This window comes from Bradyrhizobium commune, from assembly GCF_015624505.1.
GTDB classification, from domain to species: domain Bacteria; phylum Pseudomonadota; class Alphaproteobacteria; order Rhizobiales; family Xanthobacteraceae; genus Bradyrhizobium; species Bradyrhizobium commune.
Genome location: NZ_CP061379.1, coordinates 7514918 through 7528524 on the forward strand (window position 1 = coordinate 7514918; position 13607 = coordinate 7528524).

Annotated in this window: 12 protein-coding genes; 6 read left to right on the forward strand and 6 right to left on the reverse strand. The window is 65.2% G+C overall.

All coding sequences use genetic code 11. From position 1 onward, the window contains the following. Positions 1 to 21: 21 nt before the first annotated feature. The 3 genes from IC761_RS35235 (at position 22) to IC761_RS35245 (ending at position 4970) form a co-directional block, all read left to right on the forward strand. Positions 22 to 1002, forward strand: coding sequence for an amino acid--[acyl-carrier-protein] ligase (locus IC761_RS35235; protein WP_195801195.1), 981 nt, complete (start codon positions 22 to 24; stop codon positions 1000 to 1002). Positions 1003 to 1038: 36 nt separating this feature from the next. Further along, on the forward strand, positions 1039 to 1914 hold the full coding sequence (locus IC761_RS35240; protein ID WP_195801196.1) for an acyl-CoA acyltransferase: 876 nt from the start codon (positions 1039 to 1041) through the stop codon (positions 1912 to 1914). 188 nt (positions 1915 to 2102) lie between these two features. After that, complete coding sequence (locus IC761_RS35245) at positions 2103 to 4970, forward strand: PAS-domain containing protein (RefSeq protein ID WP_195801197.1); 2868 nt, start codon at positions 2103 to 2105, stop codon at positions 4968 to 4970. A gap of 75 nt (positions 4971 to 5045) precedes the next feature. Here the strand turns inward: IC761_RS35245 and IC761_RS35250 are convergent, their stop codons facing one another. Continuing rightward, the gene (locus IC761_RS35250) at positions 5046 to 6740 is read right to left on the reverse strand and encodes a bifunctional diguanylate cyclase/phosphodiesterase (RefSeq protein ID WP_195801198.1); all 1695 of its coding nucleotides are present in this window, start codon (positions 6738 to 6740) and stop codon (positions 5046 to 5048) included. Between the two features lie 220 nt (positions 6741 to 6960). Between IC761_RS35250 and IC761_RS35255 the strand changes: the two genes are divergently transcribed. Beyond that, positions 6961 to 7221: a hypothetical protein gene (locus IC761_RS35255; RefSeq protein ID WP_195801199.1), complete on the forward strand. Its 261-nt coding sequence runs from the start codon at positions 6961 to 6963 to the stop codon at positions 7219 to 7221. Positions 7222 to 7227: 6 nt separating this feature from the next. Here IC761_RS35255 and IC761_RS35260 read toward each other — a convergent pair whose 3' ends face one another. From IC761_RS35260 to mtgA, 3 genes are all read right to left on the reverse strand, one after another. After that, positions 7228 to 7878 (reverse strand): hypothetical protein, encoded by a 651-nt coding sequence (locus tag IC761_RS35260; RefSeq protein ID WP_195801200.1) that lies wholly within the window; start codon positions 7876 to 7878, stop codon positions 7228 to 7230. A 192-nt stretch (positions 7879 to 8070) separates the two neighbouring features. After that, positions 8071 to 8253, reverse strand: a complete 183-nt coding sequence (gene rpmF, locus IC761_RS35265) for a 50S ribosomal protein L32 (RefSeq protein WP_007598106.1) — start codon at positions 8251 to 8253, stop codon at positions 8071 to 8073. Positions 8254 to 8416: 163 nt separating this feature from the next. Next, entirely contained in the window at positions 8417 to 9097 is a 681-nt protein-coding gene (gene mtgA, locus IC761_RS35270; protein ID WP_195801201.1) for a monofunctional biosynthetic peptidoglycan transglycosylase, read from the reverse strand. Positions 9098 to 9258: 161 nt separating this feature from the next. Between mtgA and IC761_RS35275 the strand changes: the two genes are divergently transcribed. Next, a complete protein-coding gene (locus tag IC761_RS35275) occupies positions 9259 to 10182 on the forward strand; it encodes a polyprenyl synthetase family protein (protein WP_195801202.1) in 924 nt (307 codons plus the stop codon). Positions 10183 to 10344: 162 nt separating this feature from the next. Beyond that, positions 10345 to 11034 (forward strand): DUF1345 domain-containing protein, encoded by a 690-nt coding sequence (locus IC761_RS35280; RefSeq protein WP_195804881.1) that lies wholly within the window; start codon positions 10345 to 10347, stop codon positions 11032 to 11034. A 36-nt stretch (positions 11035 to 11070) separates the two neighbouring features. Here the strand turns inward: IC761_RS35280 and IC761_RS35285 are convergent, their stop codons facing one another. Together IC761_RS35285 and IC761_RS35290 are read right to left on the reverse strand one after the other, a co-directional pair. Further along, the gene (locus IC761_RS35285) at positions 11071 to 12909 is read right to left on the reverse strand and encodes a caspase family protein (protein WP_195801203.1); all 1839 of its coding nucleotides are present in this window, start codon (positions 12907 to 12909) and stop codon (positions 11071 to 11073) included. A 181-nt stretch (positions 12910 to 13090) separates the two neighbouring features. Continuing rightward, positions 13091 to 13519 carry a GFA family protein gene (locus IC761_RS35290; RefSeq protein ID WP_195801204.1) on the reverse strand — a complete coding sequence of 143 codons (429 nt, stop codon included), beginning with the start codon at positions 13517 to 13519 and terminating at the stop codon, positions 13091 to 13093. Between the last annotated feature and the right edge of the window lie 88 nt (positions 13520 to 13607).

The window sequence follows — 13607 nt, forward strand, 5'->3', positions numbered from 1 at the left end:
GAGATAGCAGGACACCATCCCATGAACATTGCCGTCCTCCCCGACTCGCCCGAGACCGCGCCGCAGATCGCAGATCCGCTCGATCATCTCGCCGACAAGCTGTTCCACCGCATGGGCTCGGACGGCGTCTACGCCCGCACCGCGCTCTATGAAGGCATTGTCGAGCGTCTCGCCGCGCTGATCACTCGTCACCGCGAGGCCGGGACCGAAGTGATGCGCTTCCCGCCGGTGATGAGCCGTGCCCAGCTGGAGAAGTCTGGCTACCTCAAGAGCTTTCCGAATTTGCTTGGCTGCGTCTGCGGCCTGCATGGAACCGAGCGCGAGATCAACGCCGCGGTGAGCCGCTTCGATGCCGGCGGCGACTGGACCTCATCGCTCTCGCCGGCCGACCTCGTGCTGTCGCCAGCCGCCTGCTATCCCGTCTATCCGATCGCGGCAAGCCGCGGCCAGCTGCCGAAGGGCGGCCTGCGCTTTGACGTCGCCGCCGACTGCTTCCGCCGCGAGCCGTCAAAGCATCTCGACCGGCTGCAATCGTTCCGGATGCGTGAATATGTCTGCATCGGCACGCCCGACGACGTCGCCGATTTCCGTGAGCGCTGGATGGTGCGCGCGCAGGCGATCGCCACCGATCTCGGCCTGACCTTCCGCGTCGACTATGCCAGCGATCCCTTCTTCGGCCGCGTCGGCCAGATGAAGGCCGTGAGCCAGAAGCAGCAGCAGCTCAAGTTCGAACTGTTGATCCCGCTGCGCTCGGAAGAGCAGCCGACCGCTTGCATGAGCTTCAACTATCACCGCGAACATTTCGGCACGACCTGGAGCATCCAGGACGCCAACGGCGAGCCCGCCCATACCGGCTGTGTCGCCTTCGGCATGGACCGTCTGGCCGTCGCGATGTTCCACACCCACGGCACCGATCTTTCAGCCTGGCCCGCCAAGGTTCGGGACATTCTGGGCCTCCAGCCGCAAGTCGCGGCTGATGCCCACGGTGAAGGCTGGCGCTAAGGCAAGGGGCCGACCATTTCCACGGGCAAGACGAGCGTGATCCACACCAAGGTCCGATGCCGCGAGATCACCGAGTCCGATGTCGATGGCATCGCGGACTTGCTGACGCGCGGCTTCGTCGGCCGCTCACGCAACTACTGGATCCAGGGCCTGCGCCGGCAGGCCTTCCGGCCGGTTCCGGACGGCTATCCGCGCTTCGGCTATATGCTCGACAATGACGGCGAACCGGTCGGCGTGCTGCTCCTGATCTACACCACGCGCAAGGATGGCGAGGAGACCGCCATCCAGTGCAATCTGTCGAGCTGGTATGTAGAGCCGGCCTACCGCAATTACGCGCCGCTGCTGACCAAGATCGCCCAGCGGCACAAGCACGTGACCTATCTCAACATCAGCCCGGCGGTGTGGACCTGGCCGATCATCGAGACGCAGGGCTTTCGCGCCTATTGCCGCGGCCTGTTCTTCTCGGTGCCGGCGTTGTCGCGCGCCCCGCGCTGGAGCAAGATCGAGGTCATCTCGCCACACGCCAAGCAGGTCGAGGGCCTCTCCGAAGCCGAGACCGAGCTTTTGACACGCCATGCGCGCTACAATTGCCTGAGCCTGGTCTGCCGCACGCCGAAGGGCACCTTCCCCTTCATCCTGCAACCGGTGCGTATCCGCCGCGGTTTCATCGCACCGCCGGCGATGCAGCTGATCTACTGCCGCAGCGCCGCCGAATACGCCGCTTGCGCCGGCCGGATCGGCCGGCTCTTGCTGCGGCTCGGCAAGATTTCCGTCATCGTCGATGCCAACGAACCGATCCCCGGCCTGGTCGGCATTTATACCGAGCGCCGCGGCCGCAAATATTTCAAGGGCCCGCACCGCCCGCGGCTGGGTGATCTCACGGATACCGAGCTCGTGCTGTTCGGACCGTAGCTTTTCTTGTAGCCGCTTGAGCGCAGCGACATCCGGGGCTACGGGACTGCCTTTTTTGCGCACAACTCTCCACCGCCAGTCACCCTCCGTAAACTACGGCGCTTAAGGGAATTTTCCCGCCTCTTCGCTAGCCTCGGCATCCCAGTTAAGTTGCATTAAGCCTATTGCCGCCGAGATCCGCTGATCCCATGACGTCGACCCGCGACAACGAGCCAGATGCTCGCCGCGAGCATGGCCCGCAGGCCCTGCTCGCGCTGAGCCAGCTCGCGCTCGACGGCATGGAGCAGGGCGTCTGCGTCTACGACGCCGACAACCGGATCGTGCTGGTCAACGCGCGCTATCTGACGCTGTTCAATATGTCGGCCGACGTCGTGCGGGTCGGCGTCACCTATCGCGACGTGCTCGCCCACAGCGTGGCGCTTGGCAATATCCCGACAAGTGAGCTCGACGCGCTGTACGCTTCGCGGATCGCGTTGATCGCGGCCGGCAAGCCATTTCGGACCCGGCAGACGCTCGCAAGCGGCCTTGTCATAACGCTCGAACTGAAGCCGTTTCCCGACGGCGGCTGGATGACGATCTGCGACGACGTCACCCGCCTCGCCCGACTCGAGGCCGAGCTGCAACTTCAGACCGAGCGCAGTCAGCACGCGCTCGCCCACATGTCGCACGGCCTCATCATGTATGACGCCGACAGCCGCGTCGTCGTCTGCAATGAGCGGTTCCTGCAACTCTACGATCTCGATCCGGGCATCGTGAAACCGGGCGCCTTGCACAGCGACATCGTCGCGCACTGGATGTCGCGCGGCAACTTGCCGGGCATGCCTGGGGACGAATTCCAGTCTCTCCGCGCCAACGACGTGCTGACCCGGAACCCGCGACCGGTGCTGGTGACGCGCTTCGACGGCGGAAAATTGCAGGCCGTCTCCCGGTTCATGCCCAACGGCGGCTGGGTTACGGTGCATGAGGACGTCACCGAGCGGCTGCAATCTGAAGAGACGCTGAAGCAGCAGAACCTCATGCTGGATGCCGCGTTGGAGAACATGGCGCACGGGCTCGCCTTCTACGACAGCGACATGCACCTGCGCATCTGCAACAGCACCTATCGGACGATCTACCGGCTGTCGGAGGAGGAGAGCGCGCCCGGCACGCATCTTTCCGCGCTGATCGAACGGTCGATGGCGAATGGCGCCTTCGCCTCCGAATACAGCCCGCAGCAGATCCTGGAAGCCGCCCGCGCCCGGATCGAGAACCGCGACTCCTCGCCGATGCGACGGAGCATGATGAACGGCACCGTGATCTCGGTTCGCTATTGCGCGCTGCCCGAGGGCGGCTTCGTCGCCACCTACGAGGACATCACCGAGCGCGAGCACGCAGTCGAGGAACTGAGCGAGCAATATCGCCGCTTCGACGCCGCACTGAACAATATGAGCCAGGGCCTGTGCATGCTCGATTCGAGCCTGCACGTGATCGTCTGCAACCGCCGCTACATCGAGATGTACGGCCTGTCGCCCGATATCGTGAAGCCCGGCGTCTCGATGCGCGAGATCATGGAGCACAGCTGCGATCTCGGCATTCATCCGAACACGACTGCGGCCAAGCTCTATGCCGACTATGTCGAGCGATTGCGCGAGGGCGAGCACACCCTGCACCGCCATCTGGGCGACGGCCGCATCATCAAGCTCAACCACAAGCGGATGGAGCATGGCGGCTGGGTCGTCACCTATGAGGACGTCACCGAGCGCCACAAGGCCCAGGCCCGCGTCGCGCATATGGCGCGACACGATTCACTCACCGACCTGCCCAACCGCACGCTGTTCCGCGAGAAGATGAGCGAGGGGCTGAACCAGGTCGCGATCGCCGGCGGCGCCATGGCGGTTCTGTGCTTCGACCTCGACAATTTCAAGACCGTCAACGACCGGCTCGGCCACGCGGCCGGCGACCGCCTGTTGCGTTGGGTCGCGGCACGGCTGAAAGAGAATGTCGGCGAGCACGACACCGTCGCCCGCCTCGGCGGCGACGAGTTCGCCGTGCTCCAGCGCGGCCCGCAACCGCAATCGGCCGAGCGGCTCGCCCGCCGCCTGGTCGAGATCATCGGCCGGCCGCCGCCACTGGAAAGCCAGTCGATCCATATCGGCGCTTCCATCGGCATCGCGATCGCGCCCGATCACGGGCTCGACGCCGACGAGCTGATGAAATGCGCCGACCTCGCGCTCTATCAAGCCAAAGCGAAAGGTCGCGGCGCCTACCAGCTGTTCGAGCCCGAGATGGAGGAGCAGGCACGCAGCCGTCATGCGCTGGAGCATGATCTGCGCGGCGCGCTGGAAGCCCGCGAATTCCATCTGGTGTTCCAGCCGCAAGTGCGGCTCGACACGTCCGCGCTCACCGGCTTCGAAGCACTGCTGCGCTGGAAGCACCCGTCGCGCGGCCTGGTGTCGCCGGCCGAATTCATCCCGATCGCCGAGGAGACCGGCCTGATCGTCCCGATCGGCGAATGGGTGCTGCGCTCGGCCTGCGCAACGGCGGCGTCATGGCCCGACGTCACCGTCGCGGTCAATCTGTCGCCGGTGCAGTTCCGCTCGCGCGGGCTGGTGGCGATGGTGACGAGCGCGCTTGCGGAAGCCGGCCTGCCGCCGCAGCGGCTCGAGCTCGAGGTCACCGAGACGGCGCTGCTCGACGACAGCGAGGCGACGATTGAGATCCTGCATCAGCTTCGCTCGCTCGGCGTCCGTGTCAGCCTCGACGATTTCGGCGTCGGCTATTCCTCACTCAGCTATCTGCGCAAATTTCCGTTCGACCGCATCAAGATCGATCGTTCCTTTGTCGGCACGCTCGGCGAAAGCCCGGAGAGTGTGGCGATCGTCCGCACCATTGCGAGCCTCGGCTCGGTGCTCGGCGTCGAGACCACGGCCGAAGGCGTCGAGACGATCGAGCAGCTCGACTTCGTGCGCGAATGCGGCTGCACCGCGGTGCAGGGCTATTATTTCGGCAGGCCGTGTCCGGCAGCGGAGGTCGGACGCACCATCGAAACCCTGAACGCGGTCCGCCGCGTGGCGTAAGCTTCTTCCCCGCGTGAATCTTCGCGAAAACAACCCCATGCACAGTAGAACGGGGATTGATTTCAAAGGAGAAATTCAGCTTGCCGCAGGCAGGACACTGTCCGGCGACGTCCCCCACGGACGCTCGGCTGAGGCGAGACCAATCAGCCGGCCCTGGATGTAATCGCAGCCCCAGTCGCGCAGCATGTTGGCGGCCTCCTCGTCCTGCACCCACTCGGCGACCGTCTTGATGTCGAGCCGGCGGGCGAGGTCGATCAGGGTCTGCACGAAGGCGCGGTCGTCGGCGGAACGAGTGATGTTCTGCACGAAGGCACCGTCGATCTTCACGATGTCAACACCGAGCTTGCGCAGATTGCGGAACGAAGTGTAGCCGGCGCCGAAATCGTCGATGGCGATACGGCTGCCGAAATTCTTCAACCGCGTGACGAAGCCGCGGACGTCGTCGATGTCCTGGATCGCAACCGTCTCCGTGATCTCGACGATCAAGCGCTCGGCGACGCCGGGATGCGCGCGCATCAACGATTCGATTCCGGCCCACCAGTCCGGATCCATCGTCGTGTCCGGCGAAATGTTGAGGCTGAGGCGGATGTCGGGCGCTGCCGCAAGCTCGGCGACCACGAGCTCGAGCACGCGATGATCGACCAGGCGGATGAGGCCGAGCCGCTCGGCCACCGGCACGATGTCGGGCGCGAGCAGCACCTGGCCGTCGCCCTGGTCCATCCGCACCAGGCATTCGTGGAACGCGCCCTCGCGCGAGGCGGTCGACACCACCGGCTCATAGGCGAGCTTGATGCGGCGCTCGTTCAGCGCGGTGACGATCTCGTCGGTGACGCGGATGTTGACGCGGCGCTGCGCATCGCGTGCGGGATCCGGGCGCCATGCGGCGAACGAGCCGACACGCCGGCGCTTGGCGACATCGAGCGTCTCATGCGCACGATTGATCGCCTCGTCGGTGTTGCGGGCATAGCGCGGCAGGCTAACGGCGCCGATCGAGACCGTGACCGAGACCGGGCCGGACTTGGTCGGCACCACCTCGTCGCGAATGCCGACGAGGAAGCGCTCGGCGGCGACGTTCATGTCGTCGACGGTGCAGTTCTTCAGGATCAGGCCGAACTTGTTGCCGGAGAAGCGGCCGAGCACGTCGCCGCCACGCAGGCGCGCACGGATGCGTTGCGCCACATCGAGGATCACGGCATCCGCAACGTCGAAGCCGAAGGCGTCGTTGACGCGGGCGAGATGATCGATGCCGACCAGCATGAAGGCCGCGGTCGAACGGAAGCGCGTCGTTTCCTCGATCGCCTCGGCCAATGCCGCGATCAGGTGCGAGCGGTTGAGCTCGCCGGTCAGCGGATCGAGCCGGGCCAGCCTGGTCAGCTCCTCGTCGCGGGCGTGGCGCTCGTTGTTGATGCGGACCGAGCCGATCGCGCGCACCGGGCGGCCGTCGGCGCCGGCGAACCAGCGGCCGGTCTCCTCGATCCAGAGCACGGGATCGGAGGCGTTCATGCGCACACCATATTCGACCCGGTAGGGTGTGCCGTCGGCGCCGTGCACGGCGGAGGTCTGGGCCAGCGCGGCGGTCCGCAGCGTCTGCGCGGGCTCGATCAGCTTGGCGAACTCGGCACCGGTCGCCAGCCGTTCGGGAGGGATGCCGGGGAAGATGGCGCCGGCCTGCTCGCCCCAGACGATGGAATCGCCGGCGATATCCCAGACAAAGACGGCCTGGCCGAGAGCAGCCAGGATGTCGGAGGCGTGCGGCAGTGCAGGGGTCAATGTCGCCTCGTTTCGGGACAGCGGGGAGTCCTGAGCCGGTACAGAATACGGCCAGATGCGTCCCCGACCCTAGGCCAAGTTCATAAACAATTTGGAAACCACGTTCGCAAAGCACCAGGGAACCGGATAGGCTCGTCCGGCATAGACCTTGCGAGACCATCACACCGACCGGCGCCAGCGTCCCAAAATGCGCCAGTCAGACCGGATTAGCGGTGTTGCGATGGTAAATACGGATCGAATGGAAGAGGCCGCGCGGGAAGCGAGCACCGCATTGGTGCCGCTGACGCCGGTCCTGCAACTGGTTCACAAGGTGCCGCTGACGCGCCCCGATCCGAGCTTCGTTACCCAGCTGATCGCCAATGCCGAGCACCTGCCCCAGGCCAGCAGGCTGCGCCGCGGCTCTTCCGAGGACGCGCGAACGGCTTATGGCGGCAAGCGCACGCTCGGAAGCGTCACCGCGCGCACGCGGCAGGTGGCGTAAGGCCGATCAGCGCGGCGCGTCGGGCGAGGACGCCGCGCCATTACCCGGCTGCAAATGCGGCGAGGGAATTTCCGGCGACGGCGTGATGCTCTGCACGGGCTTCGGCGCAGGGTGATCCATCAGCACGGATTCCGCAACCGATCGTGCTGAGGGCGCCGGTTCAGGCGGCAGCGGAGCTGGCTGCGGCAACGGCTCGAACCTTGGTTCGGGCATCACATCTTCCGCCGGCGGCTCGGGCTGACGCTTGGCCTTGCGCGGCGCCGGCACCGTCTCGGCGGCAACGTAGGCGATGCGGCGACGCGTGCGCTGGGCGATGCCGCCGAGGAAATCGGCCATCGCGAGCAGCACCAGAAGGAAGTAAGTGGAATTGCCGAATTTGGGCCACATCACGAATTCGGCGGCGGCCGCGCCGAACAGGATCAGCGACAGCAAATGGTCCATCAGGAATTTCGCGCCGGGCCTTGCGCCCTTGACCACTTCGAGCAGCAGCAACAACACGCCGAGCGCAAGCAGAAGGTCGGCGAGCGTCACCGGCCAGGTCTCGCCTGATACCATCGGCACCTTGAACAGCACGTCCGAGAAGGACACGCTGGGCATCAGGAAGGCGATGATGTTGTAGACCGCGAGCGGAATCAGAAGCAGCGGGAAACCGACCATCGGCAAAGCGCCTTCTCGATCAAGATGTCCGGGCAAGACAATGCGACGGCGAAGCATTCGCTCCGCCGCCGTCACCGTCATATCTCATGGATTGGCCGAAATCAGGCAGGTCACGTCATCCTGATTGAGGATAAGCCTGCCTGACAAGAAGCCGTCTTGAAGCAAAGAATCTTCCTCAGGAAGAATCCTGCCTCAGGACTCTTTCTTCTTCAGGACCTGACGGCCCTTGTACATGCCGGTCTTGAGGTCGAGGTGGTGCGGACGGCGGAGCTCGCCGGAGTCCTTGTCCTCGACATAGGTCGGCTTCTTGATGGCGTCTGCCGAGCGGCGCATGCCACGGCGCGACGGCGAGGTTTTTCTTCTCGGAACGGCCATTTCAGTATCCTCTAGGGATTGGTGTTTCCAGGCATCGTCCGCGAGGGGACGGCTCAGCACCCGCAATACGAGGCGAGCTGAATGCCGATCAAGGCCGGGCTTATAGAGGAAGGCTGGCCGTAAAGCTAGGGTTCTTGGACCGGAAAAAACGCCCGAAATGGGCTCAAAATCCGCGATTTTCCCGCCAGCAGGTCAAAAGCGAGGAGGCCTGGGCCCTTGCCACGTAGGTCCCGGACAACCGCCGGACGCCCGGGCCGGGGGTCCGGGCGCTGCGTTTGACCGGATTGGGCAGGATCGACGCCAGCAGCGCGGCTTCCCGGGGGGACAGGCTGGCGGCCGATTTGCCGAAGGCATAGGCGCTGCCCGCCTCGACGCCAAACTGGCCCTGCGGGCCGAACTCGGCGATGTTGAGGTAAATTTCCAGGATCCGGTGCTTTGGCAGGACCAAGTCGATCCACAGCGCCAGCGGGAATTCCAGCGCCTTGCGGATGAAATCCCGCCCCTGCCAGAGGAACAGGTTCTTGGCCACTTGCTGGGTGATGGTGGAGGCGCCACGAAATGGCGTGCCGTCCTCCCGCGCATCGTCGATCGCCTCGCGGAGCGCGCCCCAGTCGATGCCGTGATGCTTGCAGAAATGGGCGTCCTCCGCCGCCACCACCGAACGCGGCAGATAGGGCGACATCGCCACGAGATCGATCCATTGCCGCTGCATCGGCGCGCCCGTCAGCGAACGCCAAGCCATCAGCGTCGAAACGGGATGGCCGGTGCGGTAAAACGGCACGATCAGATACGGCGCGAGGGCTGCGACCGCGAGCATCACCACCAAGATCTTGACGATGCGCAAATCGACCTTTCCGGCGCAAAATGAAAAGCGGCCCCAAGCCCGGGCATTAAGTCTGTGATAATTCGGGCCTTTTCCAGCACTTTTTAGGCCTTCCAAACGATTGACTGGGGCCGGCGCATAAAGGATTGTCCGGCCGAATTTTTGCTCTGGAGCCTTTCTTGATGACCGGCACGTCCCCGTTCGATTTCGCCAAACGCCTGGACAAGACCGCTGATGACACCGAGACCCTGCTCGGGCGCCTCTTGGCGGACGATATCCTGCACGATGAGATCGCCCGGCCCAAGCGACTGATGGACGCAATGCGCTATTCGAGCCTGAACGGCGGCAAGCGCCTGCGGCCATTCCTGGTGGTCGAGAGCGCGGCCGTGTTCGGCGTTCCGCGCGAAGCCGCGCTGCTCGCGGGCGCAGCCCTCGAATGCATCCACTGCTACTCGCTGATCCATGACGATCTGCCGGCGATGGACAATTCGGACCTGCGCCGTGGCCGCCCCACCCTGCACAAGAAGACCGATGACGCCACCGCGATCCTCGCCGGCGACGGCCTGCTGACGCTCGCCTTCGACATCATCACCCGCGACGAGATCCATCGCGACGCCAACGTGCGGCTGCTGCTGACGCGCGCGCTGGCGCGCTGCGCCGGCATCGGCGGCATGGTCGGCGGCCAGATCCTCGATCTCGCCGGCGAAGGTCGTTTTGGTGACCGCGAGCCGGTCGATGTCGCGCGACTTCAGCAGATGAAGACCGGTGCGCTGCTGCGCTATGGCTGCATTGCCGGCGCGATCCTCGGCCAGGCCTCGAAGGCGGAATATCAGGCACTCGACGATTACGGTCGCGCGCTCGGCGAGGCCTTCCAGATCGCCGACGATCTGCTCGACGTCGAGGGCGATGCGGCGGCGCTCGGCAAGCCGTCGGGCCAGGACGCGGCGCTTGGCAAGACCACCTTCGTGACCCAGCTCGGCATCGAAGGCGCCAAGCAGCGCGTGCGCGATCTGCTCGCGCGCGCCGACAGTGCGGTCTCGATCTTCGGCGATCGCGCTGCCGTGCTGCAAGCCGCCGCCCGCTTCGTCGCCGAACGCAAGAGCTGACGTTGGTTTTCACCTCTCCCGCTTGCGGGAGAGGTCGCGCCGAAGGCGCGGGTGAGGGCTCTCTCCTCTTGGGGGCTCTCGCTTGCGGAGACACCCTCTCCCCTACCCTCCCCCGCAAGCGGGGGAGGGAGCGCACCTACGATGGCGCTCGGGCTTGATCGGATGAGCAACATGGAAAAAGAAGACCCCGTCCTCGCCCGCTTCCGCAAGATGTCGCGGCCGGTGCGGCTGATCTATGCGCGGCCGCGCACTTTCGTCGCGCTTGGGGCCGGCGTCCTGGTCGGCCTGCTGCTGCCGGGGTCGCACCGACTGGTGACCCGGTTCTTGCTGGGCTGGGATGCGCTGATCGCGGTCTATCTCGTGCTGGTCTATACGATGATGCTGTGTAACGACCACCAGCACATCCGCCGTAGCGCCGCGATGCAGGACGACGGCCGCTTCGTGATCCTGCTGGTGACGGCGATCGGCGCGTTCGCCAGCATCGCCGCGATCGTCTACGAGCTCGGTACGCCGCATCGCGGCGCCATGGAGCTGACGATCGCCATCACCACCATCGCGCTATCCTGGGCCGCCGTGCATACCACCTTCGCGCTGCACTACGCCCATGACTATTACCGCCATCCGCCGGGCGGATTGCAATTCCCGAGCGGCGACAAGGAAGACCACGCCGACTATTGGGACTTCGTCTATTTTTCGTTCGTGATCGGCATGACCGCGCAGGTCTCTGATGTCGGCATCACCGACAAGACCATCCGCCGCACCGCCACCGCGCACGGCATCGTGTCCTTCATCTACAACACGGCGCTGTTGGCACTGACCGTGAATATCGCAGCCAGTGCGATTGCGACTTGACGTCGTCCCGGCAAAAGCCGGGACGACGCCGTGGCTTCAGTAACACACCTCTGCATTGGCGTCGTTGCCGGGGCCGCCGCCACCACGATATTCGAGATGGCAACCACGGTTGACCGGACGGCAACCGGTGCCATTGCAGAAAATCTGCCCGCTCCCCGAGGCGCGGCTGGAGCCGGCGGCTGCCGCAACGCCGGGACCGCCACCATAACCGGCGGCACCACCGCCCGCCGCTCCGGCAGCCGTGCCACCGGACTGACGACGCTGCCGCGCAGGACGATCATCGCTGTCGTCGCGCTTGGCGGTTGCGGGCTTGGTCGGCTTGGCGGCACGCTGCTTCTCGCATTCATTGTCGTCGTTCAGCAGATAGCCATCGCCGCAGACGATCTTGGTGCACTTGTCGCCGTCGGCCTTGAAGCCGTGATCGCACACCAGCGGGCAGACGCGCGATGGCTTCGACTTCACGGTATCGAGCGCGTCGGAGCTCGCGACCTTCGTGTCGAGCTTGGTGCCGGCATAGCGATTGAACTGCGACAGCGACCGCTGCGAGGACGTGCTCCAGTTGCCGTCAGCCTGTCCGGAGAAACAGCCGACACGGCCGAGTTCGGTCTGCACCGAGCGGCTGAGATCGGCCGGCGTGATTGCAGGGGAGAGCGAGGCGACATTGGTGCCGGTGGGCGCGGCCGTGCTGGCCGGCGCGGTGCTCGGCGCCGTGGCGGCAAGGCTGACGCGCTGCTGCTCGGCGGCCGCCGCCTGCTGCTGCGCCTGCTCCTTGGCCTTCTGCGCGACAAGCTGGGCCTGCTCGGCGGCCTTCGCATCCGCCTCAGCCCTGGCCTGCGCGTCCTTCTGCGCGCCAAGCGCCGCAAGTCGATCTCGCTCGGCCTCGGCCTGCTTCGCCTTCTCGATCGCCGCCGCGTGAACCTGCTCTGCCTGGATCTTGTCGAGCTGCAACTTCGCAAGGCTCGCATAGAAGCCGTCCGGATGCTGGGCCAGGAAAGCCTCCCACGCCGGCCTGTTGCCGACCTGAAGCGCGAGCTCGTAGTCGCGACGCATGTCGACCTGCGGATTCGACGCGGGTGCTGCTGTCGCCATGGCCGTTGCCTTGACGGGCACAAGCGGCACGTCCTCGCCGCCGAGCGAACCGTAGACGAACGGCTCCTGCCTGTTGCCAGTCGACCTGAGCACTTCGTCGCGCACGAAGCCGAAGGCGCGGCGAACGTCCAGGCCCGGCGTCGTCAGGTGCTTCGACAGCGCGATCGTGAACGGGCTGTTGGCGCCATCGCCATCCTGCGCAGTGAAGCCGGCCTTGGCCGAATAGGCGATCAGCGTGTTGGGGCTGGTCGGCTCGACCTGAGCCAGACCGCGGCCGATGCCGCGCGAGGCGACGGTGCGCTTCATGGTCTTGCCGAACGGATTGTCGCGGCAGGCGTCGAGGATGACAAGACGAAGCTGCTTTGCCGGCTCGACCGCGACCAGGATACGGTCGAGCGAGAGCGCTTCGTCGTAAACATCGGTGTCGCGCTCGAGCTTGGCGTCGACCGGGATCAGATAATTGGAGCCTTCGACCTCGATGCCGTGGCCGGCATAGTAGACGACTGCGATGTCGGCATCGCGGGTCGCATCGGCGAAGTCGCGCAACACGCGCCGCGTATCGAGCGCGGTCAGATCGTGGCGTGAATCGACGACATCGAAGCCGGCATCCTTCAGCGTCTTCGCCATCACCGCCCCGTCATTGACGGGGTTCACAAGCGAGGGCGCGTTCTGATAGGCGGAATTGGCCAGCACCAGCGCGACGCGCTTTCCGGCAAAAGCGGGCCCGGCGCCAAACAGCAGCGCGAAGGCAAGGAGAAGCGGGCAAAGTCTGAGCAAATTGCGCATGACACGACTTCCAAGAGTTTGGGGCAGTTCACACCCTCCGGGACTGCCTTAGCAAGATGCGCCGCCCCGGTTTGTGATGGAGGTCACGAAGACGGCGGCAGCCGCAGGCCGAGGCTTCCCTTTCGTTAGTCGCGCCAAGGCGATGGCGGTTCGCGGCCAAAAGCGCGCGGGTCGGGTTCCCTCAGCCTTTCCCCTTGTGCTCCTGATACTGCGGCAGATTGTCCGTGATCTCGTGCCAGGAGGCCCTGGAGCCGACGAAAATATGAGCGGTCGGCCGGATCGAGGGGGCATCAACCAGGGTTCCCATGGCGACATGGACCCATTTTCCGTCGCGGACCTGGGAATAAAGCAATGAGCCGCAGCGGGCGCAGTGCGCGTCATGCGTGGTGTCGTCGCCGAAAATGATCCGCTGGTCCTCGCCTCTGACGATACGCAGCTTGGTTTGCTCGATGCCGGCAAACGGCTTGTAGGCAGAGCCGGTGGTGCGGCGGCAGTTCGAGCAGTGGCAGTTCATCGCGTAGGAGAACGCGTCCGCCACCTCGTAGCGGACCGTTCGGCAATAGCATTCGCCCGCAAGGATGCGAGCCCTGGATTTCTCTGATCCGGTCATGACGGTGCCCTTGCGCAAATGGCGGCAGACACCCATAGCGCAATTTGACGAGTGCGACTAAGTTTCGCGCGCGCCATCATGCAAAGGG